General features: G+C 69.2%; 25 protein-coding genes. 4 read left to right on the plus strand and 21 right to left on the minus strand.

Annotation, left to right across the window (positions count from 1 at the left end; all coding sequences use genetic code 11):
• The first annotated feature begins 17 nt into the window (after window positions 1-17).
• On the plus strand, window positions 18-767 hold the full coding sequence (locus G510_RS0103765) for a lysophospholipid acyltransferase family protein (RefSeq protein WP_029152532.1): 750 nt from the start codon (window positions 18-20) through the stop codon (window positions 765-767).
• On the opposite strand, the gene G510_RS0103770 is transcribed toward G510_RS0103765, so the two are convergent.
• A complete protein-coding gene (locus G510_RS0103770; protein WP_029152533.1) occupies window positions 736-1,218 on the minus strand; it encodes an OsmC family protein in 483 nt (160 codons plus the stop codon). The genes G510_RS0103765 and G510_RS0103770 overlap by 32 nt on opposite strands.
• 20 nt (window positions 1,219-1,238) lie before the next feature.
• Here G510_RS0103770 and G510_RS0103775 point away from each other — a divergent pair, with 20 nt between their 5' ends.
• On the plus strand, window positions 1,239-2,240 hold the full coding sequence (locus G510_RS0103775; protein ID WP_051216301.1) for an asparaginase: 1,002 nt from the start codon (window positions 1,239-1,241) through the stop codon (window positions 2,238-2,240).
• Window positions 2,241-2,249: 9 nt separating this feature from the next.
• On the opposite strand, the gene G510_RS0103780 is transcribed toward G510_RS0103775, so the two are convergent.
• The 17 genes from G510_RS0103780 to prmC form a co-directional block, all read right to left on the minus strand.
• Window positions 2,250-5,084, minus strand: coding sequence for an FtsK/SpoIIIE domain-containing protein (locus G510_RS0103780; RefSeq protein ID WP_157560398.1), 2,835 nt, complete (start codon window positions 5,082-5,084; stop codon window positions 2,250-2,252).
• A gap of 95 nt (window positions 5,085-5,179) precedes the next feature.
• Window positions 5,180-5,989 carry a PP2C family protein-serine/threonine phosphatase gene (locus tag G510_RS0103785; RefSeq protein WP_245563228.1) on the minus strand — a complete coding sequence of 270 codons (810 nt, stop codon included), beginning with the start codon at window positions 5,987-5,989 and terminating at the stop codon, window positions 5,180-5,182.
• A gap of 125 nt (window positions 5,990-6,114) precedes the next feature.
• Complete coding sequence (locus tag G510_RS15275; protein ID WP_051216304.1) at window positions 6,115-6,861, minus strand: hypothetical protein; 747 nt, start codon at window positions 6,859-6,861, stop codon at window positions 6,115-6,117.
• Window positions 6,862-6,964: 103 nt separating this feature from the next.
• Window positions 6,965-7,702 (minus strand): YaaA family protein, encoded by a 738-nt coding sequence (locus G510_RS0103795; protein WP_029152537.1) that lies wholly within the window; start codon window positions 7,700-7,702, stop codon window positions 6,965-6,967.
• Between the two features lie 72 nt (window positions 7,703-7,774).
• The gene (locus G510_RS0103800; protein ID WP_029152538.1) at window positions 7,775-8,038 is read right to left on the minus strand and encodes a F0F1 ATP synthase subunit epsilon; all 264 of its coding nucleotides are present in this window, start codon (window positions 8,036-8,038) and stop codon (window positions 7,775-7,777) included.
• A 2-nt stretch (window positions 8,039-8,040) separates the two neighbouring features.
• Window positions 8,041-9,486, minus strand: coding sequence for a F0F1 ATP synthase subunit beta (atpD, locus tag G510_RS0103805; RefSeq protein ID WP_029152539.1), 1,446 nt, complete (start codon window positions 9,484-9,486; stop codon window positions 8,041-8,043).
• A 26-nt stretch (window positions 9,487-9,512) separates the two neighbouring features.
• Entirely contained in the window at window positions 9,513-10,415 is a 903-nt protein-coding gene (locus tag G510_RS0103810) for a F0F1 ATP synthase subunit gamma (protein ID WP_029152540.1), read from the minus strand.
• Between the two features lie 20 nt (window positions 10,416-10,435).
• Window positions 10,436-12,079 (minus strand): F0F1 ATP synthase subunit alpha, encoded by a 1,644-nt coding sequence (gene atpA, locus G510_RS0103815; RefSeq protein WP_029152541.1) that lies wholly within the window; start codon window positions 12,077-12,079, stop codon window positions 10,436-10,438.
• A 53-nt stretch (window positions 12,080-12,132) separates the two neighbouring features.
• Entirely contained in the window at window positions 12,133-12,915 is a 783-nt protein-coding gene (locus tag G510_RS0103820; RefSeq protein WP_029152542.1) for a F0F1 ATP synthase subunit delta, read from the minus strand.
• Window positions 12,915-13,466 carry a F0F1 ATP synthase subunit B gene (locus G510_RS0103825; protein ID WP_029152543.1) on the minus strand — a complete coding sequence of 184 codons (552 nt, stop codon included), beginning with the start codon at window positions 13,464-13,466 and terminating at the stop codon, window positions 12,915-12,917. The genes G510_RS0103820 and G510_RS0103825 overlap by 1 nt, the downstream gene beginning before the upstream one ends.
• Window positions 13,467-13,497: 31 nt before the next feature.
• On the minus strand, window positions 13,498-13,743 hold the full coding sequence (atpE, locus tag G510_RS0103830) for a F0F1 ATP synthase subunit C (protein WP_029152544.1): 246 nt from the start codon (window positions 13,741-13,743) through the stop codon (window positions 13,498-13,500).
• A 50-nt stretch (window positions 13,744-13,793) separates the two neighbouring features.
• Window positions 13,794-14,570, minus strand: a complete 777-nt coding sequence (gene atpB / locus G510_RS0103835; RefSeq protein WP_051216306.1) for a F0F1 ATP synthase subunit A — start codon at window positions 14,568-14,570, stop codon at window positions 13,794-13,796.
• Between the two features lie 193 nt (window positions 14,571-14,763).
• The gene (locus G510_RS15280) at window positions 14,764-15,231 is read right to left on the minus strand and encodes a Cg1360 family ATP-synthase-associated protein (RefSeq protein ID WP_036321893.1); all 468 of its coding nucleotides are present in this window, start codon (window positions 15,229-15,231) and stop codon (window positions 14,764-14,766) included.
• 63 nt (window positions 15,232-15,294) lie between these two features.
• The gene (locus G510_RS0103845) at window positions 15,295-15,729 is read right to left on the minus strand and encodes a Cg1360 family ATP-synthase-associated protein (RefSeq protein WP_029152546.1); all 435 of its coding nucleotides are present in this window, start codon (window positions 15,727-15,729) and stop codon (window positions 15,295-15,297) included.
• Entirely contained in the window at window positions 15,719-16,897 is a 1,179-nt protein-coding gene (locus tag G510_RS0103850; protein WP_029152547.1) for an MraY family glycosyltransferase, read from the minus strand. The genes G510_RS0103845 and G510_RS0103850 overlap by 11 nt, the downstream gene beginning before the upstream one ends.
• Window positions 16,894-17,583 (minus strand): L-threonylcarbamoyladenylate synthase, encoded by a 690-nt coding sequence (locus G510_RS0103855; protein ID WP_029152548.1) that lies wholly within the window; start codon window positions 17,581-17,583, stop codon window positions 16,894-16,896. The genes G510_RS0103850 and G510_RS0103855 overlap by 4 nt, the downstream gene beginning before the upstream one ends.
• Window positions 17,584-17,617: 34 nt before the next feature.
• Window positions 17,618-18,499, minus strand: a complete 882-nt coding sequence (gene prmC / locus G510_RS0103860) for a peptide chain release factor N(5)-glutamine methyltransferase (protein ID WP_036321896.1) — start codon at window positions 18,497-18,499, stop codon at window positions 17,618-17,620.
• A 128-nt stretch (window positions 18,500-18,627) separates the two neighbouring features.
• Here prmC and cysK point away from each other — a divergent pair, with 128 nt between their 5' ends.
• Both cysK and epsC read left to right on the plus strand, forming a co-directional pair.
• Entirely contained in the window at window positions 18,628-19,566 is a 939-nt protein-coding gene (cysK, locus tag G510_RS0103865) for a cysteine synthase A (protein ID WP_029152550.1), read from the plus strand.
• Window positions 19,567-19,630: 64 nt separating this feature from the next.
• Window positions 19,631-20,197, plus strand: coding sequence for a serine O-acetyltransferase EpsC (gene epsC, locus G510_RS0103870; RefSeq protein ID WP_029152551.1), 567 nt, complete (start codon window positions 19,631-19,633; stop codon window positions 20,195-20,197).
• 81 nt (window positions 20,198-20,278) lie between these two features.
• On the opposite strand, the gene G510_RS0103875 is transcribed toward epsC, so the two are convergent.
• From G510_RS0103875 to rho, 3 genes are read right to left on the minus strand one after another with little or no spacing between them, the layout of a single operon-like run.
• A complete protein-coding gene (locus G510_RS0103875; protein ID WP_029152552.1) occupies window positions 20,279-21,745 on the minus strand; it encodes an amidase in 1,467 nt (488 codons plus the stop codon).
• Window positions 21,746-21,801: 56 nt separating this feature from the next.
• Entirely contained in the window at window positions 21,802-22,875 is a 1,074-nt protein-coding gene (gene prfA / locus G510_RS0103880; RefSeq protein WP_029152553.1) for a peptide chain release factor 1, read from the minus strand.
• Window positions 22,876-22,878: 3 nt separating this feature from the next.
• The gene (gene rho, locus G510_RS15285) at window positions 22,879-25,137 is read right to left on the minus strand and encodes a transcription termination factor Rho (RefSeq protein WP_036321899.1); all 2,259 of its coding nucleotides are present in this window, start codon (window positions 25,135-25,137) and stop codon (window positions 22,879-22,881) included.
• Between the last annotated feature and the right edge of the window lie 156 nt (window positions 25,138-25,293).

Raw genomic sequence — 25,293 nt, forward strand, 5'->3', positions numbered from 1 at the left:
AGTCGTATCCTGAAAGGATGTCCGAACCTGACGAGGCTCGCCCCCACACCCCCAGTTGGGTTTACACGATCGGCCGCAGAGCCCTCGCGCCGCTCGCCCGCACCCTGTATCGGCCGCGCGTCGAGGGCAAGGACCTGATCCCGAAGTCCGGTCCGGTCATCTTCGCGAGCAATCACCTGTCGGTGATCGACTCGTTCGCGATCCCGATCGCGGCGGCCCCGCGGGCCGTGCACTTCCTTGCGAAGTCCGAGTACTTCACGGGCACCGGCGTCAAGGGGTGGCTGTCGCGCACGTTCTTCACGGCCGTCGGCGCCACGCCCGTCGATCGCGTCGTCGGGCAGGCCGCGATGGAGGCGCTCGATCAGCAGAAGGCGATCCTCGAATCCGGCGCCGCGATCGCGCTGCACCCCGAGGGCACCCGCTCGCGCGACGGCCGCCTCTACAAGGGCCGCACAGGCGTCGCGTTCCTCGCGCTCGAGACCGGCGCGCCCGTCGTCCCGATCGGTCTGACCGGCACGGATCGCGTGATGCCGGTCGGCGCGAAGATGCCGTCGTTCCGGGAGCGGGTCGTCGTGAAGTTCGGAGAGCCGCTCGACCTCTCGCACCACGGCGCGAACTCGGGGCGCGCGCGCCGCACCGCGACCGACGAGATCATGGCCGCGATCCACGAGCTCTCGGGCCAGGAGCTGGCGGGCGTCTACAACGAGCTGCCCGCGCAGGGCGCCGTCGAGAAGATCAGGCGGGCGTTCCCCCACGAGCGGAAGTGACGACCGGGTCGACCTCGACCGGAAAGCTGACGCTGTTCGCGATGAAGCACCACTCGTGTGCGTCCTCGTGGGCGCGCACGGCCGCCTCGATCATCGACGGATCCGCGACCGACACGCGCGGACGCAGCGTCGCCGATTCGAATCTCCCGGCGTTCCCGTCGACTCTCAGGGTGCCCTCGGCGTCGTCGACGTAGTCGGTCACGATCACCCCGCGCGCCGTGCAGGCGTGCAGGTAGCTCAGCAGGTGGCACTCGCTGAGCGCCGCGAGCAGCATGTCCTCGGGATTCCAGCGCGATCGGTCGCCGTGGAAGGCGCGGTCCGCGGAGGCCAGCAGGTCGTGCTTGCCCGAGACCGACACGGTGACGTCGCGCCGGTAGTCGCGATACCCCGTCGTGCCGGATCCGGTGTTGCCGGTCCACGTCGATCTCACGGCGTAGCGGTGTGTGCTCATGGCGCCGAGTTTAGGGTTGTCTGGTGACCTCCGCAGAAACGTTCCCCGCGTCCAGCGCCGCCGAGCTCGCCGTCGTCGAGCGCGGCGGCTTCGTCGAATCGCGCCACGTCGGATCCGCCATCGTGCTCGACGCCGACGGCGAGACCGTCGTCTCGCAGGGCAACCCCGACGCGCTCATCCTGCCGCGGTCGTCGCTGAAGCCGCTGCAGGCGATCGCCAGCGTGACGGCGGGCGCGGCGCTCGAGGGCGAGCGGCTTGCGATCGCGACGGCGAGCCACGACGGCACGGAGCGGCACGCCGCGATCGTGCGCGACATGCTCACCGAGATCGGCCTCAGCGAGGACGACCTCCAGTGCCCGCCCGCGTGGCCGGGCAGCGCCGAGGCGCGCCGCGAGATGGTGCGCGACCGCGAAGACAAGTCGCGGATCCGCCACAACTGCTCGGGCAAGCACGCCGCGATGCTGACGGCGTGCCGCGTGGCCGGTTGGGATACCGCCACGTACCTCGATCCCGCGCACCCGCTCCAGGTGCACATCCGCGAAGTGGTCGAGCGCCTCACCGGCACACGGATCGCGGGCACCGTGATCGACGGATGCGGCGCACCCGTCTATGCGATGTCGCTCGGATCCCTCGCGCGCGGGATGAATCGCGTCGGCACCTCGAGCGAGCGGTCGCCGTTCGCGCTGCACCGCGTGGGCGCCGCCCTGCTGCGCGCCGGCCGGGAGCACCCCTCGGTCGTCGAGGGACCGGGCGGTGATGACACGCTCACGATGGAGCGCTTCGGGGTCTTCTCGAAGAAGGGCGCCGAGGGCGTGCAGGTGCTCGTCGCCCCGGACGGCACGACCGTCGCGGTCAAGATGCTCGACGGATCGAACCGCGCCGCCTCCCTCGTCTCGCTCGCCCTGCTCGCCCGCGCGGGCTCGATCGCGGTCGAGGACGTCGCCCGCGCCGCCGCGGAGCGCCCGGGGCTGCGGATCACTGGCGGCGGGCAGACCGTCGGCGTGATCCGTTCGGTGGTCTAGGGCTCTGAGTCAGGGCAGCACGACCCGCGCGGGGGCCTCGCCGGCGACCAGCAGCCAGGCCCGCGCCGCGCGCGGCCGGGCGTAGGGCGGAAGTTCGCGCTCGCCGGCGAGCGTGCGCAGCTCGCTCGCGCAGTCGGCCCCGATGACCATGTCGCCCACCGCGCGCACCTTCTGCAGCAGTCCGAACTGGCGCTGCCATCCGTCGGCGTCGCCGCACAGAACAACCCGTCCCTCGGCCGCGAGGCGGTCGAACCCCTCGCCCGGCGGCACGTCATCGACGAGGATCACGGTGACGCCCGGCCCCCACGCGGCCGTCAGCGCGCCGATCCTCCGCGCCGCCGCTCGGACCACGAGCCCCGTGACCTGAGCGGTCGGCCGCCACCGGTCGACGGGATCGTCCGGTCGCGGATCGGGTTCGGCGGGCGGCAGGGCCAGCTGCGTGTCGTATCCGTCGAGCACCGCGCGCCCCGCGGGGCGGTCCGGATCGAACAGGCCGCGGTCGGCGCCCGCGGCGATGTGATCGTGCACGGTGGCGAGCGACAGCACCGCCCGGCGCGGCATCACGTCGGCGATCTTCGCGATCGCGCCCGACAGCCGCGCGGCCGTGAGCACGATCGTCGTTCCGGTCGCGCCCGCGTCCCGCACGATCGCCTCGAGCCTCTCCCCCGCAACCTGCGCGTACTCGGCCGGAAACCGCGTCAGAAGCGCGTCGGCGTCGTCGACGACGAACAGGTCGGGCGGGTCCTGCTCCGCCGAGGCCAGCGCATCCCATGCGCCCTCGTTGTCGCGCGGCACGGAGATCACGCGCCGGCCGTGCTCGCGCGCGACGCCCGCGACCCACCGCGCGAGCGAGGTCTTGCCAGATCCGGCGCCGCCGATCGCGAGAAGCCCGCGGTCGGTTCCGGGCCGCAGCACGAGCTCGACCTGCCGCTGTTCGGCGGGATCGTCGGCGAGCCCGAGGACGATGTGTGCCTCGGGCGTGAGCGGATCCACCGGGCGCCACTCGCGCGGAAGCGGCGGGAGGAGCGGGCCCGCCGCGGCGACCGAGCCCGGATGCATGCGCTCGATGCGCGCGACGTCGTCGGGCCGGGTCAGGGCGAAGCGCGCGATCACGGCAGTGACGTCCCCCGCGCGGCGCACGTAGCCGACCCCGCGGTGGGCCGCGTCTCCCGGGATCTTCGCGGCGAGATCGGTGCCGACGAGCTGCGAGCTCTCCCGGTCCTCCGCGACGCGCAGCGCCACGCGCAGGGGACTGTTCGCGAGCAGCGCGTCGCGGAGGATGCCGGAGGCGCGCTGGGTGCCGAGCACGAGGTGCATGCCGAGCGCCCGCCCCCGCGCGGCGACGTCGGTGAACACGGCGTGCAGGTCGGGATGCTCCTGCAGAAGCGCCGCGAACTCGTCGACGACGATCACGAGGCGCGCGAGTCCGGTGCGCGGATCCCCGATGTCGCGCGCCCCCGCGCCCGCGATCGCGCGCTCGCGCCGCCGGATCTCGGCCTTGAGGCCCTCGACCGCGCGCCGCGCCCCTCCGCCGTCGAGATCGGTGAGCACGCCCGTGACGTGCGGCAGGCTCTGCAGGTGGTCGAACGCCGTACCGCCCTTGAAATCGCCGAGGAGGAACACGACCTCCTCCGGCGCGTGGTTCGCCGCGATCGCCGCGATCCAGCTCGTGAGGAACTCGCTCTTGCCGGCCCCCGTCATGCCGACGACGACGGCGTGCGGGCCATCGACGACGAGGTCGAGCGCCACGAGGGCCGGGGCCTCGTCCGGCACGTGCGCCGCGAGACCCACGACGGCGTGGAGCCCGGCCGGCGCCCGCTCGACGTCGTGCTCGTCGATGCCGCGCGAGAGGACGTGCGCGAGGGGAATCGGGCCCTCGGGCAGGATCTGCGCCATCTGCCGCTCGCGCGACGCCATGCTGTTCGCGATCGCACGCGCCTGCTCGAGGGCCAGCGCCTCGAGCCGCAGCGGAACGTCGCCGCTGTCCGAGACGAGGCGGCCCTTCAGGCCCGCGCCCGCCTCGATGAGCGTCGCGCACTCGTGCGGGATGGGCTCGCCCCGACGCGCCAGCGCGATCACCGCGTCGGCGCTGGCCGGCACGGGATCGCCCGCGCCCAGGACAGCGACGAGCGTCGCGTCCGGGGCGACATCCGCCGCAAGGTGCGGCGCGGCCTCGGCCCACATCTCGCCGAGCGGACGCCCGACGAGCCGCACGGCCGACGGCGGGTGCCGCAGGATCAGCTGAGCGACGAGTGCCCGCACCACGGCCCGGGCCGCGACGTCATCGCCGCGCACGCACACGCCCCCAGCCCATTCGACCGTGACCGGGGCGCGGTCGAGGCCCTCCGCGTCACCACGGAGCCGCTCGGCCTCGTCGCCCTCCCCGCCCGTCACGCGCACGATGCTCTCAGCGCGCCCCGTACCGACGACGAGCGTGCCCTGGCGCCGCCACAGCCACCCGTCGTGCGAGACCGCGCGCGCGACGTCGGGCGACGCGGCCTGCCGCAGCGCCCGCTCCTCGCGGTGCCGATCGTCCACTTCTTTCCGCACGCGCTCGCACGCGACGGCGAGCTCGTGCTCCGCCTTGCGCCGTTCCCGCTTCGCCCCGCGCGCGCCGTCGACGAGGGAGGCGATCGCCATGAACGGGCCAAGGGCGGCGAACCACAGCATGAACACGGATCCCGTCACCTGCCACATCACCACGGCGCCCACGACGGGCACGATCGAGGCGACGAGCGGAAACGGCCGCCTCGCGGGCGCGGGCGGCAGATCGGGCAGCTCGAGCGGCTCGGCGAGCCGGCGCGTCACCGCCGCTGCGGAGGTCTCCACGGGTGCGAACGACATGCTCGCCATCCAACCGGATCCGCCGCTCGCACGTGCGGCGACGGCGCGCGAATGTGGACGGATCCGACGGATCCGCCCGTTGTGAGCGCGCTGGCCTACGCGGCTGCGTCGAAGGCGATGACGTCGACGATGACGATCGACACGTTGTCGCGTCCGCCGTTCTCGAGCGCGGCGGCCATCATTCCGGTTGCCGCATCGCCCGGATCCGCTCGCTCGTGCAGGAAGTGCAAGATGCCGTAGTCGGTCAGCTCTTTCGTGAGCCCGTCAGAGCAGATCACGTAGCGATCGCCCGGCTGGATGTCGATGCGCACATAGTCGGGCGACACCTGCTCGGTCGGTCCGACCGCGCGCGTGATGACGTTGCTGTACGGGTGCGTCTCAGCTTCCTCTTCGCTGAGGCGGCCCGCCGCCACGAGCTCCTGAACGAGCGAGTGGTCGGTGGTCACCTGCATGAGCTGGTCGCCGCGCTGCAGATACACGCGGGAGTCTCCGACGTTCAGCGCGACGATCGACGGCACGTCCTCGTCGGTGTCGAGGTAGATCCCGGTCAGCGTGGTGCCCGTGCCCTCGTCGGTCGTCTCGGGGTGGTCGGCGATATCGGCGACCGCGAGCGCGAGCGCCTCGTCGATGCCGTGCGGCTGAACCTCGCCCGACTCCGCGAGCGCGGTCAGGCGGTTCACGACGCTCTGGCTGGCGATCTCGCCGCCGATGTGGCCGCCCATGCCGTCGGCCACGATGAACATCGGATACGACGTCAGGAATGCGTCCTGGTTGTTCTCGCGCTTCCGGCCCGGATCGGTCATGCCTGCCCAGCGCAACGACAGCGTGGCGCCGCTCGGCAGCGAGACGTCACGGCTGTGGGTCTCGGGCCGCTGCGGCGCTGCGGAGATGGATTCGTCGGACACTCGTGGCCTTTCCGGCTGTCGATGTGAATCGCGGCGGGCACGATTCAGGTGCCGCCCAGTCTACGGGGAGATGCGTTCGGCCCCGACCGACACATGCCGGGCGGGGCCGAACGATGACTGCGACGTCAGACCTGCGGCGGGCGCGGCTCCTCGGGAGGACGCGGCGCCTCAGGCGGCTGCGGCGGGTTGTACGGCTCCTGCGCGGCCGGCGGCTGCGGCGGGGCGTACGGGTTCGCGGCCGGCGGCTGCTGACCGTACGGCGCCTGCTGCTGCGGGTATCCGGGCTGGGCGTAGCCCTGCTGCGGGTAGCCCGGCTGCTGCGGTGCGTTCGTGTTCGGAACGCCGGACCACTGGCCCTTGTCGCCGATCCAGTTGCCCGCCCAGCCGGCGCGCGCGATGTTCGGGTTGTACGGATCCTTCGTGAAGGCCATGATGCCGAGCCAGATGATCGAGCCGACACCGGTGAACACGGTGAGCGCAGCCCAGGCCGGCTCGCCCTTGGCCTTCTGACTGATGCGGATCGCCGCCATCGTCCAGAGCACGAGGCCCGCGGCGAGGCCCAGGGATCCGATCCAGATGAACGTGAGCAGCGCGCCGGCGACCACGAAGATCAGATAGGCCCACGGGTTCACATCGCCGAGCTTCAGGAAGATCATCTCGCGATAGATCGGCACCCACGAGCGCCACTTGCCCTGGACGCCGGCCTTTTCGAAGAGCTTCATGTAGAAGATCGAGAACAGGACGTAGACGATGAGCAGCGGAATGATCGCGATCGCGATCATGCCCGCGATCATTGCGCCGAATGCCGCACCGACTCCGGTGAGCGGGTCACCGTACCCCGGGTCATACATGGTGCCGAGCAGTTCGATCATGGTTTCTCTCCCCCGTATTGCTTCTCCCCCGGTGTGAGGGAGGTCGTCGTGACAAGACTAGCGGGGGCCGACCGCGTTGGCGAGAATTTCCCCGGCATGGCCGCTACTCAGCGAACAGCAGCAGTTCGTCCCCGGCGCGCTCGAGCACGAATCCCGAGGCCTCGCCCCAGGCCTCGAGATCGGCGACCGACTCGAGCGCGGGCCGCGATTCGGCGAGGGCGCGCACGAAGAGGCCCTTCGCCTTCTTGTTGAAGTGGTTGAGGGCGCGCACGGCGCCGCCTTCCGCCTCCGCCACGACGCGCACGTACGTCGCGCCGGGCACCGGGCCGAGCGCGCGATACGCCTCGGACCGCAGGTCCAGGACGAGGCCCGCGCGACCTGCGAGCGCCCGCTCGGTCTCCTCCGCCCAGTGCCGCTTCGCCGGCGGCAGGCCGGGAAGGCGGTGCCCCGCCGACAGACGGAACGCCGGGATCGGATCGAGCGCGGAGACGGGCCCGAGCAGCGCCGTCTGGATCACGGCATGCGCGCCGAGCCACGAGCGCGCGCCGTCGTCGAGGGACGCCGCGCCGAGGGCGTCGTAGAGCACGCCCGTGAACCGATCGACGGCCGCCATCGTCGGCGCGGTGCGCACCGTGCGATTCTGATCGACATCGCCTGCCTGGCGAGCGCTCAGCTTCAGCGCACGGACCATCTCATCGGGATCCGCGGACAGCGCGACGAGCGCGTCTAGGGCGCGTTCGCGCAGCGGCGCGAGCTCGCCGAACGCGAGCGCCGGAACCTCGAGCGATGCACCGGATCCGCCCGGACGCTTTGATTCGGACGGCGGCAGGAGCAGCAACATGGACAGATCACACCTCTTCGCGCGCGAAAGGGGCGGGGATCCTGTGATCCCCGCCCCTTTCGCGCTCAGCAATCAGGAAACGAGTTCGGCCTGGCCCGCGACGATGTTGATCGTGTTGCCGACCTCCATCGAGACGAAGCCGTCATTCGCGTTCGCGATGACCTTCGTGCCGTCGGCCTGCGTGATGCGAACCTGGCCGTCCGCGAGCACCGCGAGCGTGGGCTCGTGACCGGCCATGAAGCCGATCTCGCCCTCGACGGTCTTCGCCACGACAAGGTCTGCCTCGCCCGACCAGATCTCGGACTCCGCCGACACCAGGTTGACCTGCAGTGCCATGATCAGCCGTTCTCCTTCTGAATCCGATCCCAGTTCGCCTGGACGTCGCCGATGCCGCCGACGTTGAAGAACGCCTGCTCGGCGACGTGGTCGAATTCGCCCTTGACGATCGCGTCGAACGACTCGATCGTCTCCTTGAGCGGAACGGTCGATCCCTCAACACCGGTGAACTTCTTCGCCATGTAGGTGTTCTGCGAGAGGAACTGCTCGACACGGCGCGCACGCGAGACGACGATCTTGTCCTCTTCCGAGAGCTCGTCGACGCCGAGGATCGCGATGATCTCCTGGAGCTCCTTGTTCTTCTGGAGCACCTGCTTCACGCTCGTCGCGACGCGGTAGTGGTCCTCGCCGAGGTAGCGGGGGTCCATGATGCGGCTCGTCGAGGTGAGCGGGTCGATCGCGGGGTACAGACCGCGCGACGCGATGTCACGCGACAGCTCGGTCGTCGCATCGAGGTGCGCGAACGTCGTCGCCGGAGCCGGGTCGGTGTAGTCATCGGCCGGCACGTAGATCGCCTGCATCGAGGTGATCGAGTGACCGCGCGTCGAGGTGATGCGCTCCTGAAGAACACCCATCTCGTCGGCGAGGTTCGGCTGATAGCCCACGGCCGAAGGCATGCGTCCGAGCAGCGTCGACACCTCGGAGCCCGCCTGCGTGAAGCGGAAGATGTTGTCGATGAACAGCAGCACGTCCTGCTTCTTGACGTCGCGGAAGTACTCCGCCATCGTCAGCGCCGACAGCGCCACGCGAAGACGCGTTCCCGGGGGCTCGTCCATCTGGCCGAAGACCAGGGCCGTCTTGTCGAAGACGCCCGCCTCTTCCATCTCGACGATGAGGTCGTTGCCCTCACGCGTGCGCTCGCCGACACCGGCGAACACCGACACACCACCGTGGTCCTGCGCGACGCGCTGGATCATCTCCTGAATGAGGACGGTCTTGCCGACGCCCGCGCCGCCGAACAGGCCGATCTTTCCACCCTGCACGTACGGCGTGAGGAGGTCGATCGACTTGATGCCGGTCTCGAACATCGTGGTCTTCGACTCGAGCTGGTCGAAGTTCGGCGCCTTGCGGTGGATGGGCCAGCGCTCGGTGACCTCGATCGTCTCACCCTCGCCGAGGTTGAGCACGTTGCCGGTGACGTCGAACACCTTGCCCTTGGTCACGTCGCCGACGGGAACCGAGATGGCCTCGCCGGTGTCGCGCACCTCCTGGCCGCGGACCATGCCGTCGGTGGGCTTCAGCGAGATGGCGCGAACCATGTCGTCGCCCAGGTGCTGCGCGACCTCGAGCGTGATCTCGGTCGACGTGGCGCCGATCGTGATCGTGGTCTTGAGTGCGTTGTAGATGCCCGGGAGCGCGTCGTGCGGGAACTCGACGTCGACAACCGGACCCGTGACGCGGGCTACTCGCCCGACGACCGCGGTGGTCTGATCAACCGTGGTGGTCATGAATTTCGTCTCTTTCCTGAGGGTTCCTAGGACGCCAGAGCGTCCGCGCCGCCGACGATCTCGGCGATCTGCTGCGTGATCTCGGCCTGGCGCGCGTTGTTGCGCAGGCGCGTGTAGTCGGTGATGAGGTTGTCGGCGTTATCGCTCGCCGCCTTCATCGCCTTCTGCGTGGCGGCCTGCTTCGCAGCGGCCGACTGCAGGAGTGCATTGAAGATGCGGCTCTGGATGTACACCGGCAGAAGCGCATCGAGCACGTCCGAAGCCTCGGGCTCGAACTCGTACAGCGGGTATGTCTCGCCGGGCGAGGTCTCACCTGCCGTCTCGTCAGCCTCGACGACTTCCAGCGGCAGGAGCCTGATCGACTCCGCCTCCTGAACCATCATGCTGACGAAGCGGTTGTAGACGACGTGGATCTCGTCCACGCCCTCTTCCGAGGCATCGAGCTCGTACGCCTGAAGCAGCGCGTCCGAGATCTGCTTCGCCGTTTCGAAGGAGGGCGTGTCCGCCTCTCCGGTCCATTCCTCGGCCGCAACCATCTGACGGAACTGGAAGTATCCGACAGCCTTGCGCCCGAAGAGGTAGAAGACGACCTCCTTGCCCTCACTGCGAAGCAGCTCGGCCAGCTCGAGTGTCTCCTTGATGACCTGTGAGTTGAACGCGCCGGCGAGGCCGCGGTCGCTCGTGAGCAACAGGACGGCCGACCGGGTGACCTTCTCAGGCTCCCGCGTCAGCGGGTGATCGATCGTCGTGTACGTCGCCACAGCGGATACGGCTCGCGTGACTGCGCGGGAGAAGGGCGACGACGCGCGCACGCGCGCCATCGCCTTCTGGATCCGCGAAGCCGCGATGAGCTCCATCGCCTTCGTGATTTTCTTGGTCGTCTGAGCAGAAGAGATCTTCTGCTTGTACTCCCTGAGTTGTGCGCCCATGATGCGTTCTCCTCGCGGGGTTACGCCTTGCGGCCCTTGACGATTCGCTCCTGGCCGATTTCTTCATCGTGAGCGGCGTCAACCTGCTCGTTGCCCGGCGCGCCGATGCCCTTGCCATCGCCCTGCTGGAACTCGAGCACGAACGTGTCGACGGCCTTCTCCATGGCCGCGAGAGTCTCGTCCTCGAGCTTGCCCGACGCCTTCAGCTTGTCGAGCACGTCGGTGTTGCGCCGCACGTAGTCGAGCAGCTCGCGCTCGAAGCGCAGCACGTCGCTGACCTCGATCGTGTCGAGCTTGCCGTTCGTGCCGGCCCAGATCGACACGACCTGCTCCTCGGCCGAGTACGGGGAGTACTGCGGCTGCTTGAGCAGCTCAGTCAGGCGCGCACCGCGATCGAGCTGACGGCGCGAGGTCGGGTCGAGGTCGGACGCGAACATCGCGAACGCCTGCAGCGACCGGTACTGTGCGAGCTCGAGCTTGAGCGTGCCGGAGACCTTCTTGACGTGCTTCTCCTGCGCGTCTCCACCGACTCGCGACACCGAGATTCCCACGTCGACCGCGGGACGCTGATTCGCGTTGAAGAGATCGGACTGCAGGAAGATCTGACCGTCGGTGATCGAGATCACGTTGGTCGGAACATAGGCCGACACGTCGTTAGCCTTCGTCTCGATGATCGGCAGGCCGGTCATCGAGCCCGCACCGAGCTCGTCGGACAGCTTCGCGCAACGCTCGAGAAGACGCGAGTGCAGGTAGAAGACGTCACCCGGGTATGCCTCGCGTCCCGGCGGACGACGCAGGAGGAGCGATACGGCGCGGTAGGCCTCGGCCTGCTTGGTCAGGTCGTCGAAGACGATCAGGACGTGCTTGCCCTGATACATCCAGTGCTGACCGATGGCCGAGCCGGTGTACGGGGCAAGATACTTGAAGCCCGCGGGGTCGGAGGCCGGAGCCGCGACGATCGTCGTGTACTCCATCGCACCGGCGTCTTCGAGCGCGCCCTTGACCGAAGCGATCGTCGAGCCCTTCTGTCCGACCGCGACGTAGATGCAGCGCACCTGCTTCGAAGGGTCGCCCGTGGCCCAGTTGTCCTTCTGGTTGATGATCGTGTCGATCGCGATCGCCGTCTTACCGGTCTGGCGGTCGCCGATGATCAGCTGACGCTGGCCGCGGCCAACGGGGATCATCGAGTCGATCGCCTTGATGCCGGTCTGCATCGGCTCGTGGACGCTCTTGCGATCCATCACGCCGGCTGCCTGGAGCTCGAGCTCGCGCTCGCCCTCGACGCCGGTGATCTCGCCGAGGCCGTCGACGGGAACGCCGAGCGGGTCGACGACGCGGCCGAGGTACCCCTCGCCCACGGGGACCGAGAGGACCTTGCCGGTGCGGGTGACCTGCTGGCCCTCCTCGACGCCCGAGAACTCGCCGAGCACGACCGCGCCGATCGAGTGCTCATCGAGGTTCTGCGCGAGGCCGAGCGTGCCGTCTTCGAAACGGATGAGCTCATTCGCCATCACGCCGGGGAGACCCTCGACGTGAGCGATGCCGTCGGCGGCGTCCGAGACGGTGCCGACCTCGCTCGCGCCAGAACCGGTGGGCTCGTAGGCGGAGACGAAGTCCTTCAGCGCGTCACGGATGACGTCGGGGCTGATGGTGATGTCTGCCATTGTCTTCCTTCGTTGTGCGGGCATTGCGCCCGGATGCTTCCTTCCGGAAGCGTTCAGCCTGCGAGCCTCGACCGGAGGTCGGCGAGGCGGGTCGAGATGCTGCCGTCGATCACATCGTCGGCGATCTGCACGCGGATGCCGCCGACGACCTCGGGGTCGACGACCACGTTGATCGCGACGGGCATGCCGTACGTACGGGACAGGGAGTCGGCGAGTCGCTGACGGTGCGCCTCCGTGAGCGGAACGGCCGAGCGGACCGTGGCGATCGTGCGACCGCGTTGTGTCGCCACCACTCCGATCGCGCGCTGGAGTGCGGCGCGGACGCGGCGCTCTCGCGGGTGCTCGACGATCGAGGTCACGATCAGCAGGGTGCCCTCGCTCACGGAGGATCCGAGGATCCGCGTGATGAGGTCCACCTTCTTCGACGCGTCGCCGAGGCGCGCGCCGAGGGCCAGCTCGAGATCGGGGTTCTCGGCGATGACGCGGATGACCTGGAACAGCTCACCCTCGACGTCTGCCTGTTCCGAGGTCGCGACCGCGCGCACGGCGAGATCCTCGATACCTGCGACCAGGTCGGCTGCGTTCGACCAGCGCTCTCCGGCGACCGTGCGAAGCACGCTCTGCGCGGCGGGCGACAGCGATGCGAACACCGCGGCGACCAGGGATGCTCGCGCGGCGGGCTCCGCTGCATGATCGGCGAGCGCACCGCTCAGCGCCGACGAGTCGCCCGTCGCGCGCACGGCTGCGAACAGCTCGCGCGCGGTCTCGAGGTCGACCTGCGCCGAAGCCAGAGCCGCTGCGCTCGCGCTCAGCGCGTGAGTCGTCGCGCTGCCCATTACTGGGCCGCCTTCTCGGAAGCTTCGAGGTCAGCGAGGAAGCGGTCGACGACGGCCTGGGCCTTCGCGTCTTCGCTCATCGCTTCGCCGATGACGTTGCCCGCGAGGTCGAGGGCGATCGATCCGACATCCTGACGCAACGAAACCATCGCCGCCTGTCGCTCCGCCTCGATCTGCGTGTGCGCCGACACGGTGATCCGGTCAGCCTCGACGACCGCATTGGCGCGCGCCTCGTCGACGATCTTCTTGCCGTCGACGCGTGCACCTTCGCGGATCTCGCCCGCCTCGCGACGTGCATCCGCGAGCTGCTGGGTGTACTCGACCAGCGCTGCTTCTGCCTGTCGCTGGGCCTCGTCGGCCTTCTCGATGTTGCCTTCGATCGCCGCCGAACGGGCGTCGAGCACCTTGTTCAGCCGCGGCAGTGCCACAACGCAGATCACAATCGCGATGATGACGAAGCAGACCGCCGACCAGATGATGTCGTACCCAGCCGGGAAGAGCGGGTTCTGGGTGCTCTCCTCCGCCGCGACTGTGACAAGAGCGTTCAGCATCCTGTCTCCTTATCTGTTGAGCGGGGTGTGATCAGGAGCCGGTCGTCTGGAAGATGAACGGTGTTGCGATGCCGATGAAGGCAAGAATCTCAATGAATGCGACACCGATGAACATCAGCGTCTGCAGGCGGCCGGCGAGCTCAGGCTGGCGGGCCGTCGATTCGATGGTCTTACCGACCACGATGCCCAGACCGATCGCGGGTCCGATCGCTGCGAGACCGTAGCCGATCGTCGCGATGTTGCCGGTGATTTCCGCGAGAACCGTCGTAGCGTCCACTAGGAGTTTCCTTTCATAGGGCAGATAGCCGGTCGGCTATCCGTCAATCGTCAGTGCTCGTCTGCGACCGCGAGCTGGATGTAGACCGCGGTGAGGATTGTGAAGACGTACGCCTGCAGGAAGGCGACGAAGATTTCAAAGAGTGTGAAGGCGAAGCCGAGCGCGAGCGATCCGGGCGACAGGACCGTGAGCCAGTTGAAGCTGAGCAGGAAGAAGTGCGTCGCTGCGAAGAACAGCACCAGCATCAGGTGGCCGACCATCATGTTCAGCAGCAGTCGCAGCGTGAGCGAGACCGGGCGGAAGATGAACGTCGAGATGAACTCGATGACCGAGATCACGGGGATCAGGTAGCCGGGAACACCGCCAGGCACGAGCGAGTTCTTCATGAACCGACCGAAGCCGTGCTTGCGGATGCCCGCGTAGATGAACGCGATGTACGCCACGACCGCAAGCAGCAGCGGAACGCCGATGACGCTCGTCCCCTGGATGTTCAACCCGGGAATGACTCCCATGATGTTGAAGAACAGGATGCCGAAGAAGAGCACCGACAGCAGCGGAACGAACCTCTTGCCCTCGCGCTCGCCGATGACCTGGTAGGCGACCTGCTCGCGGACGAAGCTGAAGCCGAGCTCGGCGATCTGCTGGAAGCGTCCGGGGATCACCTTCATGTTGCGCGTGCCGAGCAGCATGAACACCACAAGCAGCACGGTCGCGATGACCTGAACAAGGTTGATCCGCGTGAACTCGAACGGCGTGCCCTCGAAGAGGAGAGCTTCCGGGAAGAAGTCGCCGATCGACGGCGGATGGAACTCGACCTCATCGGCCATCGGTGCGATTTTGCTCGCCTGAGTCAACGCGTGGCTCCTGCTTCTCGCGCAGGAACAAGCCTGCGAGTCGTGCGGTGGGAGTGGGCGGACTGCGTCGGACCAGCGCATCGCCGTGCCGGCAACCGGTGCAGAACCTCGTTCAGCCTATCAAAGTCTGAGGCTCTGTTTGACGCGCTGTAGAAGTCTCGGGCCATCATTTCGAATTCTCGGGCGCGTCATCGCCCGGCAGCGTGATGTCGCTCACGGCCGGAATACGCATCTTCGCGATCACCGCGACGTCGACGACGATCGAGCCGAGCGCCGCGGCCATGAGCGCGCCGTACAGCACTCCCCGCACGACCCAGTCCAGCCCGAAGACGATGTTCAGCGCGATGATGAACGCGAGAATCTTCACGAGGAACACACCCATGAACGTCGCGAAGAAGATCACCAGATAGTTCGGCGTACCGAACCAACGATTGGCGAACAGGATCGTCGCGGCCGTGAGCGCGGGGAACAAGAACCCGATCACCGACCCGAGCACGCCGCTCCAGAGCCCATCGGACCCACCGACGAGCTGGCCGATGACCGCCGTGACGACGAGCACGGCGCCGCACACGATCGCGCTCCATAGGAGCACGGTGCGCATGATCGGGTTGCTCGAAACGGGTGAGGGGGCCACGTGGTCTCCTGATTCGCGGATGGGCGCGCGCTTCGCGCCCCCGACGAGGCTACCTGCCGCGCGCTATGAACTCTCTCCGTACCCGGAATCGTCCCCCGGCACGCGAATGCCGTTGACGATGATCAGGTCGACGATCAGTGACGCGACAGCGGTTGCCGCGAGTGCACCGTAGAGTGCCCCCGGCACGACGGATTCGATGCCGAGGAGCAGCATCAGCGAAACGATGAACAGCACGATCTTGACGAGGAAGCCGCCGAGGAACGAGAAGAACGCGATCGCCGCGTAGCGCCTCGTGCCATATCTCCTGTCCGGCACCAGAAGGATCACCGACGTGAGAATCGAGAACACCAATCCGGCCCCCGCGCCCGTGGCCGCACTGCCGAGACCCGGGAATCCGTTCGTGAGGTAGCCAACGGCACAGGCGAAGAGACCGACGACCGCCCACACGAGTGCGCTGACCGCAAGGCTGCGCACGACGAGCGGGTTCTCAGGCGCCATGAGCGGGTGCCCCGTTCCGACCGCTCCGATGGGACGGATGCGAAGGCACGAACGCGAGCACGAGGCAGGCCGCGATCCCCACGATGCCGTAAGCGACCGCGATCCAGTACTCACCGAACCAATGGCCGCCGAACCAGTCCTGTCCCGTGAACAGGTACATCAGCAGCACGGTGAGAGAGGCGATCGCCGTCCATGCATAGAAGATCAGAGTCGCGTCGCGGTCGGAGTGGCCCATGTCGAGCATGCGGTGGTGCAGGTGCTCGCGGTCGGGCGAGAACGGCGACTTGCCGCGACTCATACGGCGGATCACCGCGAGCCCGAAGTCGAGCAGCGGCAGCAGCACGACGATGATCGGCAGGATCACGGGGATCAGGGTGCCGAGAATCTGCGAGCGCCCAGTCACATCGGGGTCGAGCGCCGCCGGCGGCAGCTGCCCCGTGATCGCGATGCCGCTCGTCGCCATCAGCAGGCCGATCACGAGCGCACCGGTGTCGCCCATGAACATCTTCGCCGGGTTCCAGTTGATCGGCAGGAAGCCGGCGCACGCGCCGACGATGACAGCCGCGATGAACGTGCCGAGGTTGGCGTAGCTCGTCGCCCCGGCGTCGCGCACGAGGATGTACGAGTACAGGAAGAAGACGCTGTTCGCGATGAGGCACACGCCGGCGACGAGCCCGTCGAGCCCATCGATGAAGTTCACGGCGTTCATCACGATGACGATCGCGAACATCGTCAGGATGATGCTGACCCAGCCCGACCACACGGCGATGCCGCCGATCGGGAGGGCATAGATCTGCACGCCGCCGCCGATAGCGACGACGCCGGCGGCGATGAACTGCGCGCCGAGCTTGATCATCCAGTCGAGATCCCACAGGTCGTCGGCGATCCCGATCAGCGCAATGAGGACGGTCGCGCCGAGCACGGACCACACGACGCGCGGCTCCACCCAGAAGATGTCGAAGTAATCGAACGTGCGCGAGATCAGAAACGCCGCGACGATCCCGAGGAACATCGCGACGCCGCCGAGCCGGGGCGTCGGTCGCGTGTGCACATCCCGCTCGCGCACCGGCGGGTGCAGCTTGTACTTCAGCGCGATGCGCCAGATCCCCCACGACAGGACGAAGGTGATCGCCGCCGTGATGAGGATCGTCAGGAGGTAGAGCTTCACCGAGACGAGTCCTCGTCGGGGTCGTCCTCCAGCAGGTCGCCGAGGACCTCGCGCATGGCGGCGCGCGAGATCGCTCCCTCGCGCAGCACCCGCACGGCGCGCTCTCCGCGAGCGGTCGTGAGCGAGGTGGCGTCGATGATCGTCGAGGCGACGCCGATCGAGACAGGGCCGTCATCGAGATACGCCGCGACCGTGTCGCCGAGCATCTGCACGGCCGACGACGCATCCACGGCGGCGGCGCGGCCGGTGAGATTGGCGCTCGATACCGCGAGCGGTCCGGTCTCCGCGAGCAGTTCCAGCGCGAGCGGGTGGTCGGGCTGGCGCACCGCGACGGTGCCCTGCGTGTCGCCGAGATCCCACGTGAGCGACGGCTGCGCGGGCAGCACGATCGTGAGCGCGCCCGGCCAGAACCGCTCGACGAGCTGCGTGACCTCCTCGGGGACCGACTCGACGAGCGCGTGCAGGGCGTCGACGGATCCGACGAGAACGGGCGGCGGCTGCGTGCGGCCGCGCCCCTTCGTCTCGAGCAGCTTCTGGACGGCGGCGGGTGTGAACGCGTCAGCCGCGACGCCGTAGACGGTGTCGGTCGGCATCACGATGACGTCACCGCGCGCGATCGCCTGGCGCGCCTGGCGCATGCCTGTGAGCATCTGCTCGCGGTCGCTGCAGTCGAAAACGGAGGGGATCACGCGTCTGATTCTACGGATCCGCGCTGGAAGCTCACGGACGAACCGCGGTCGTCGCACGGTCCCGGGTCGTGAGATCGCGGTGCGTGGCCGATCCGAGCCAGCCGTCGGCCTCGAGAATGCCCCGCACATCGGCGCCCTGCCACTCGCCGTGCTCGAGCACGATCATGCCGCCGGGCCGGGCCAGCCGGAGCCCCACGCGGCTGATGACGCGCACGACGTCGAGGCCGTCCGCTCCCCCGTACAGCGCCGCCGCGGGGTCGTAGAGGCGCACCTCGTCGTCGCGCGGGATCGCGTCGGCCGGCACGTACGGCGGGTTCGAGGCGACGACGGCGACACGCCCGTCGAGGTCATCGAACGCGTCGGCGAGGTCGCCGTGGCGCAGGTCGAGGTCGGGCGCGATCGCCCGGACGTTGCGCCTCGTCCACGCGATCGCGTCGTCCGATCGCTCGACGGCCGCGACGCGCGCACGGGGCACCTCGGTCGCCATCGCGAGGGCGATCGCGCCGGATCCGGTGCCGAGGTCGACGGCGATCGGTTCGGGTTCGGCGGCCACGTGCAGCGCGTCGATCGCGATCTGCGCGATGAGCTCGGTCTCGGGGCGCGGGACGAACACCCCGGGGCCGACGTGCAGCGTGAGGTGGCGGAACGGCGCGGTTCCCGTGATGTGCTGCAGCGGCTCGCGGGTGGCACGGCGCGCGACCGCCTCGCGGAAGGTCGCGTGCCGCTCGGGGGTCAGCGCGTCGCCGCGGATGATGCCCGCGTGGAGCTCGCCGCGCGAGGCGTCGGGATCGATCGTCCAGGCGAGCAGCAGCTCTGCGTCGACGACCGGATCCGGCACCCCCGCGCTCTGCAGCACGTCGGCCGCTCCGCGCAGCGCATCGCGCAGCCCGATCGCCTTCTCGTTCGCCGTCACGGGGTTCGACTCTACGTGACATCGAACGTCATGCACCGCCCGTGCGGGTGCGAATCGCCTTAGGCTGACACTCAGGTTCGGCGATGACCGTCGCCGTGAGTCCCCACCCCGTCGTGAAAGGCATCTCAATGGCTGGAATCCACAATGACATCTCGAGCGCGTTCGGGAAGACCCCGCTCGTGCGGCTGAACCGCGTGACCGAGGGCGTCGGCGCGAACGTGTACGCGAAGCTCGAGTTCTTCAACCCGGGTTCGTCGGTCAAGGACCGCATCGGCGTCGCGATCATCGACGCCGCCGAGGCCTCGGGCGATCTCCCCGCGGGCGGCACGATCGTCGAGGGCACGTCGGGCAACACCGGCATCGCGCTCGCGCTCGTCGGAGCGGCGCGCGGGTACAAGGTGATCCTCACGATGCCGTCGTCGATGTCGAACGAGCGCAAGGTGCTGCTGCGTGCTTTCGGAGCCGAGCTCGTGCTCACGGATCCGGCCGGCGGCATGAACGGGGCCGTCGAAGAGGCCAAGCGCATCGTCTCCGAAACGCCCGGAGCCGTGCTCGCGAGCCAGTTCGCGAACGAGGCGAACGTGAAGGTGCACCGCGAGACGACGGCCGAGGAGATCCTCGCCGACACCGACGGCAACATCGACGTCTTCGTCGCCGGAATCGGCACGGGCGGCACGATCTCGGGCGTCGGCCAGGTGCTCAAGGAGCGCAAGCCCGAGGCCCAGGTCATCGCCGTCGAGCCCGCCGACTCGCCGCTCCTGACCGACGGCAAGGCCGGCCCCCACAAGATCCAGGGGCTCGGCGCCAACTTCGTGCCCGACATCCTCGACCGCTCGGTGATCGACGAGATCATCACGGCGCAGCTCGACGACTCGGTGTCCGTCGCACGCGATCTGGCCTCGAAGGAGGGCATCCTCGCGGGCATCTCGTCGGGCGCCGCCGTCTGGGCCGCTCTCGAGGTCGCGAAGCGCCCGGAGAACGCCGGCAAGAACATCGTCGTCGTCGTTCCCGATACGGGCGAGCGCTACGTCTCCACGTTCCTCTGGGAGCACCTGCGCGACCAGTGATCGACAGAGGGGTCCGGGGTCACGATGGCCCCGGGCCCCTCTGCGTTCGGTAGATTCTTCTCATATGGGAATCGGAATCCGTGAGGACATCGCCGCCGCGCGCAGACGCGACCCCGCAGCCCGCGGATCCATCGAGATCGCGCTGCTGTATCCGGGGCTGCACGCGATCTGGGTGCACCGCGTCTCGCACGCGCTCTGGCACCGCGGGTGGCGCTTCGTCGCGCGCACCGTCTCGCAGGTCGCGCGCTGGCTCACGGGCATCGAGATCCACCCCGGCGCACGGATCGGCCGGCGCTTCTTCATCGATCACGGCATGGGCGTCGTGATCGGCGAGACCGCCGAGGTCGGCGACGACGTCATGCTTTACCACGGGGTCACGCTCGGGGGCACGTCGCTCAGCCACGGCAAGCGTCACCCGACGCTCCACGACGGCGTCGTCGTCGGCTCCGGGGCGAAGGTGCTCGGCCCCGTCACGATCGGCGCGCGCAGCGCCGTGGGCGCGAACGCCGTCGTGACGAAGGACGCGCCCGCCGACAGCATCGTCGTGGGGATCCCGGCGACGTCGCGGCCGCGGGCTCCGAAGGATCGCGTGGACGACATCGTGTCGACGTCGCCCGATTACCTGATCTGAGGTTCGCCGAGGGCCTGAGATTTTGCCGAGCGCCTGACGATTTCTCGGTTTCCGTCAGGTCGTGGCCGAAATCTCAGCTTCTCAGCGAATCGAGCCCGGCCAGGGCAGCGGCCCGCGCGCGGCCTCGAGCTGCGCCGCGACCTGCAGCATGCGCGCCTCCCCGCCCGGGCGGCCGATGATCTGCACGCTCCACGGCCGCTCCCCCGGCGCTGCGGGCGTCGGAACCGTGATCGCCGGGAGCCCCGAGACGTTGACGAAGCTCGTGTGCGGCGCGTACTGGCACTGGCGCGCGAAGTTCTCGAGCGGATCCGTGTCGTGCGAGAACCAGCCGATCGGCTGCGGCTTCTTCGCCAGCGCGGGCGTGATGACCACGTCGAACGGCGCGAACGCCTCGATCGTCTGCCGTTCGAACGCCGCGGCGGCTCCATAGGCACCGAGCGCCTCGCGCGCGCCCATGCGGCGCCCCTCGCGGATCAGCCACGCCGTGTACGGCTCGACGAGATCGAGCTCGTCGTCGCCGATCGGCAGGCCCGCGGCCGACGCGCGCCAGATCGTCGTGAACAGGTCGGCATAGCCGGCCGGCCGCCAATCGGCGTCCTCGGTGCGGTGGCCGATGCCGCCCAGCGTGCGGATCGCCCAGTCGTACGCCCCGCGCGCGCCGGGATCGAGCGTCGTATCGGTCCAGCCGTCCCAGGGTGTGACGAGCGTCGCGCCGACCCGCAGCGCCGCGACCTCCCGTCGCGCGGCCGCGAGGAAGGCGCGAACGGGCATCGGTCCGGGCCCGCCGATGTGACCGATCGGGGCGAACAGCTGCGGGCGCGGCCACGGATCCGGCGCGGTGGTCGCATTGCGGTGCGGGACGGATCCGACGAGCGCGTCGAGCAGGTGCGCCGCGTCCTCGACGGTGCGCGCGATCGGCCCGGCAGTCGAGAGCCCGCCGGGCCTTTCGAGACCGTTCGCGACGGGCAGCCGCCCGCGCGACGGCTTGAGACCGACGACGCCGACCGTCGCGGCGGGGATCCGTATCGACCCGCCGCCGTCCGAGGCGACCGCTGCGGGGAGCATGCCGGTCGCGACGGCGATCGCCGCACCGCCCGACGATCCTCCGGCGCCCGTCGACGGATCCCACGGGTTCCGCGCCGGCGCGCCCGCGGCGGGCTCCGTATAGCCGGTGAGGCCGAACTCGGGCGTTGTCGTCTTGCCGAGATTCACGGATCCGAGCGCGTCGACCGCCGCGGCGAGCGGATCGGACGCGTCGGGCACGAAGTCCTGGAACGCCCGGGATCCGTACCGGGTCGGCACGCCCGCGCGCGCGACGAGATCCTTGTCGGCGAGCGGCACGCCCCACAGCGGCGGCGGTTCGTTCGGGATCGTCCCGAGCTCACCTGCGCGGTCGAGCGCGCGCTCGCGCGTGATCGCCGCAAAGGCGCCGAGGTCGGCGTTCTCCGCGATCCGGTCGAGATAGTGCGTCGCCGCCTGAACGGGAGTCGCCTCGCCCGCCCGCAGCGCCTGCACCAGCCCGATGAGCGTCACATCTGAGAGATCCATCCCCTCATCATCTCGCGTTCAGGCCGTGCGCGGCCCGCCGAGGTGAGGCTTATTGCTCACTCCCCCAGGTGTTCGAGGCGCTCGGCCTCGTCGGCCGCGATGCAGCTGGCGATCACCGGCTCGAGCGCGCCGTCCATCACCTGATCCAGGTTGTACGACTTGTAGCCCGTGCGGTGGTCCGCGATGCGGTTCTCGGGGAAGTTGTACGTGCGGATCCGCTCCGACCGGTCCATTCCGCGGATCTGGCTCTTGCGCGCGTCCGACGCCGCCGCCGCCAGCTCCTCCTGCTGCTTCGCGAGGATCCGCGCGCGCAGCACGCGCATGCCCGCCTCGCGGTTCTGCAGCTGCGACTTCTCGTTCTGCATCGACACCACGATGCCCGTCGGCAAGTGCGTGATCCGCACGGCCGAATCGGTCGTGTTCACCGACTGGCCGCCCGGGCCGCTCGACCGGTACACATCGATCTTCAGGTCGTTCTGATCGATCTGCACCTCTTCGGGGGCGTCGACCTCGGGGAAGACCAGCACGCCCGTCGTGGACGTGTGGATGCGGCCCTGCGACTCGGTCGCCGGCACCCGCTGCACGCGGTGCACGCCGCCCTCGTACTTCAGGTGCGCCCAGACGCCCTGCGCGGGGTCGTTCGAGGATCCCTTGAACGCGACCTGCACGTTCTTGTACCCGCCGAGATCCGAATCATCCGACTCGATGATCTCGGTCTTCCACCCGACGTGCGCCGCATACTGCGAGTACATGCGCAGCAGGTCGGCGGCGAACAGCGCGCTCTCGGCGCCGCCCTCGCCCGCCTTGATCTCCATGATCACGTCGCGCGCGTCGTCCGGATCCCGCGGGATCAGCAGGCGGCGCAGGTGCTCCTGCGCCTCGGCGAGCGTCTCTTCGAGGGCGGGGATCTCGTCGGCGAACGCCGCGTCCTCGCTCGCGAGCTCGCGCGCCGCGGCGAGGTCGTCGCCCGCGCCCGTCCAGTCGTCATACGCCCGCACGATGCGCGAGAGCTCGGCGAAACGCCTGTTCACGCGTTTCGCGCGCGCGGCATCGGCGTGCACGGCCGGGTCGGAGAGCTCCTCCTGAACCCGGGCGTGCTCGTCGATCAGCGACTGGACGGACTCGAACACGACTCAGCGACCGTTTTCGGCGGCGACAGAGCTCTTCTGCATCTGGACGAGGAACTCGACGTTCGAGTTCGTCTCCTTCAGCTTCTCGAGGATGACGCCGAGCGCGTGCTGCTGGTCCATGCCCGCGAGGGCGCGGCGCAGCTTCCACGTGATCTTGACCTCATCGGCGCTCAGCAGCATCTCCTCGCGACGCGTCGACGACGCGTTGACGTCGACCGCCGGGAAGATGCGCTTGTCGGCGAGCTGGCGCGACAGGCGCAGCTCGGAGTTGCCGGTGCCCTTGAACTCTTCGAAGATGACCTCGTCCATCTTGGATCCGGTCTCGACGAGCGCGGTCGCGAGGATCGTCAGGGATCCGCCGTTCTCGATGTTGCGCGCCGCGCCGAAGAACTTCTTCGGCGGGTACAGCGCCGCCGCGTCCACGCCGCCCGAGAGCACGCGGCCCGAGGCCGGCGTCGCGAGGTTGTACGCGCGGCCGAGCCGCGTGATCGAGTCGAGCAGCACGACGACGTCGCGGCCGAGCTCGACGAGGCGCTTCGCGCGCTCGATGGCGAGCTCGGCGACCGTCGTGTGGTCCTCGGCAGGGCGATCGAACGTCGAGGCGATGACCTCACCGTTGACCGTGCGCTGCATGTCGGTGACCTCTTCGGGACGCTCGTCCACGAGCACGACCATCAGGTGCGCCTCGGGGTTGTTCTGCGCGATCGCGTTCGCGATCTGCTGCAGGACGATCGTCTTGCCGGCCTTCGGGGGCGCGACGATGAGGCCGCGCTGGCCCTTGCCGATCGGCGCCACGAGGTCGATGATGCGCTGGGTCAGCTTCGAGGGCTCCGTCTCGAGGCGCAGGCGCTCCTGCGGGTACAGCGGTGTCAGGTCGGAGAACTCGACGCGGGTCGCGGCATCATCGGCCGAGAGGCCGTTGATCGAATCGACCTTGACGAGCGCGTTGTACTTCTGGCGCCCGTTCTGCTCGTTCTCGCGGGCCTGCTTGATGGATCCGACGATCGCGTCGCCCTTGCGCAGGTTGTACTTCTTCACCTGGCCGAGCGAGACGTACACGTCCTGGTGTCCGGGCAGGTAGCCGGTCGTGCGCACGAAGGCGTAGTTGTCGAGCACATCGAGGATGCCCGCGATCGGGATCAGGACGTCGTCGGCGCCGATCTGCGGCTCGAACTCGTCCTCGCCGCGTCCGCGACCACGACCGCGCTTGTTGCGGTTCTGGTCCTGCTGCTGCTCCTGCTGACCGCCGCGGTTGTTCTGCCCGCGACCGCCGCCGTTCTGGCCGTTCTGCTGGCCGTTCTGGCCACCGTTCTGCTGGCCGCCGTCGGAGTTGTCGTCCGAGTCGCCCGGGCCCTTCTTGCGGCGGCCGCGGCCTCGACCGCGGCGTCCGCGGCTCGAGCCCTCCTGCTCGTCGCTGTCGGACCGGTCGGAGCCGTCGGACTGGTCCGAGCCGTCGCGCTTGTCGGCGGACTCGGCGTCATCGGACTTCTCGCCCTTGTCGGTCGAGGTCTTCTCGGTCGAGGTCTTGTCAGTCGAGGCCTGCTCGGCGGAGGCCTTCTCCTCGCCCGGCTGCGAGGCGGACTCGGCCTCGGCGGGTGCGGTCTCGGCGGGCTTGCGGCGCGAGCGCGCGGCGCGCGCGGGCTTCGTCTCGGCCTCGACCTTCTCCTCCGCGGGTGCGGCGACTCCCTCTGCCGGCGCTGCGTCGGAGTCCGCAGCCTTCTCCTCGACCTTCGGCGCAGAGGTCGCGCGGCGACGTGCCGGGCGCTTGGCCGGAGCCGCTTCCTCGGCGGGAGCGTCGTCGGCCTTGATCTCCTCGGCCGGCGCGGCCTCGGCTACGGTCTCGGTCGACGCGGCGGGCGCAGCCTTGGCGCGCGAACGCGTCGTGCGCGTCGCGGGCTTCTTCACGGGCTCTTCGCTCGATGCCTCGGCTGCCGGCTGCTCGCCGTTCGCGGCCGCCTCGGCCGCCGCCTTGTCGGCCTCGATCTGCGCCTTGGTGCGGCGCGGGGCGCGCTTCTTCGCCGGCGCCTTGGCGGGGGCCTCCTCCGAGGCCTCAGCGGGCGCATCCGTCGACGCGGGCGCCTCGGTCGACGGGGCCGTCGTCGCGGCGGCCGCGGTGCCGGTCGAGCTCGCGCGGCGCGGCGCGCGCTTCTTCGCCGGCGCCTTCCTCGTCGAGGTCGCGGCGTCAGCGGCCGCGATGGCCTGGTCGATGTCGGACTGTGCGGATTCGGCGTTGCCGCCGGTGTTCTCATTCGTGGGTGCCACGAGTGCTCCTTAAAGAATCGGGATAACTCAGTGCCAATCCGCACGCGGAAGAACGTGATGACACGCCCTCAGAGAGGGTGTCGATACCCGGTTGCGCCACGCGGACGCGGCACCGTCGGGGATCCGTGCGGGGCTTCGCAGAATTGCGACGGAGGT

The sequence above is a fragment of the Microbacterium gubbeenense DSM 15944 genome (assembly GCF_000422745.1).
GTDB classification, from domain to species: Bacteria; Actinomycetota; Actinomycetes; order Actinomycetales; family Microbacteriaceae; genus Microbacterium; species Microbacterium gubbeenense.

Excerpts from the sequence above, each read along its gene's own strand:
- G510_RS0103765 (WP_029152532.1), top strand. The coding sequence starts at position 18 with ATGTCCGAACCTGACGAGGCTCGCCCCCACACCCCCAGTTGGGTTTAC.
- G510_RS0103770 (WP_029152533.1), bottom strand. The coding sequence starts at position 1,218 with ATGAGCACACACCGCTACGCCGTGAGATCGACGTGGACCGGCAACACC.
- G510_RS0103780 (WP_157560398.1), bottom strand. The coding sequence starts at position 5,084 with ATGTCGTTCGCACCCGTGGAGACCTCCGCAGCGGCGGTGACGCGCCGG.
- G510_RS15275 (WP_051216304.1), bottom strand. The coding sequence starts at position 6,861 with ATGATCGAACTGCTCGGCACCATGTATGACCCGGGGTACGGTGACCCG.
- G510_RS0103795 (WP_029152537.1), bottom strand. The coding sequence starts at position 7,702 with ATGTTGCTGCTCCTGCCGCCGTCCGAATCAAAGCGTCCGGGCGGATCC.
- G510_RS0103800 (WP_029152538.1), bottom strand. The coding sequence starts at position 8,038 with ATGGCACTGCAGGTCAACCTGGTGTCGGCGGAGTCCGAGATCTGGTCG.
- atpD (WP_029152539.1), bottom strand. The coding sequence starts at position 9,486 with ATGACCACCACGGTTGATCAGACCACCGCGGTCGTCGGGCGAGTAGCC.
- G510_RS0103810 (WP_029152540.1), bottom strand. The coding sequence starts at position 10,415 with ATGGGCGCACAACTCAGGGAGTACAAGCAGAAGATCTCTTCTGCTCAG.
- atpA (WP_029152541.1), bottom strand. The coding sequence starts at position 12,079 with ATGGCAGACATCACCATCAGCCCCGACGTCATCCGTGACGCGCTGAAG.
- G510_RS0103820 (WP_029152542.1), bottom strand. The coding sequence starts at position 12,915 with ATGGGCAGCGCGACGACTCACGCGCTGAGCGCGAGCGCAGCGGCTCTG.
- G510_RS0103825 (WP_029152543.1), bottom strand. The coding sequence starts at position 13,466 with ATGCTGAACGCTCTTGTCACAGTCGCGGCGGAGGAGAGCACCCAGAAC.
- atpB (WP_051216306.1), bottom strand. The coding sequence starts at position 14,570 with ATGGCCGATGAGGTCGAGTTCCATCCGCCGTCGATCGGCGACTTCTTC.
- G510_RS0103845 (WP_029152546.1), bottom strand. The coding sequence starts at position 15,729 with ATGGCGCCTGAGAACCCGCTCGTCGTGCGCAGCCTTGCGGTCAGCGCA.
- cysK (WP_029152550.1), top strand. The coding sequence starts at position 18,628 with ATGGCTGGAATCCACAATGACATCTCGAGCGCGTTCGGGAAGACCCCG.
- epsC (WP_029152551.1), top strand. The coding sequence starts at position 19,631 with ATGGGAATCGGAATCCGTGAGGACATCGCCGCCGCGCGCAGACGCGAC.
- G510_RS0103875 (WP_029152552.1), bottom strand. The coding sequence starts at position 21,745 with ATGGATCTCTCAGATGTGACGCTCATCGGGCTGGTGCAGGCGCTGCGG.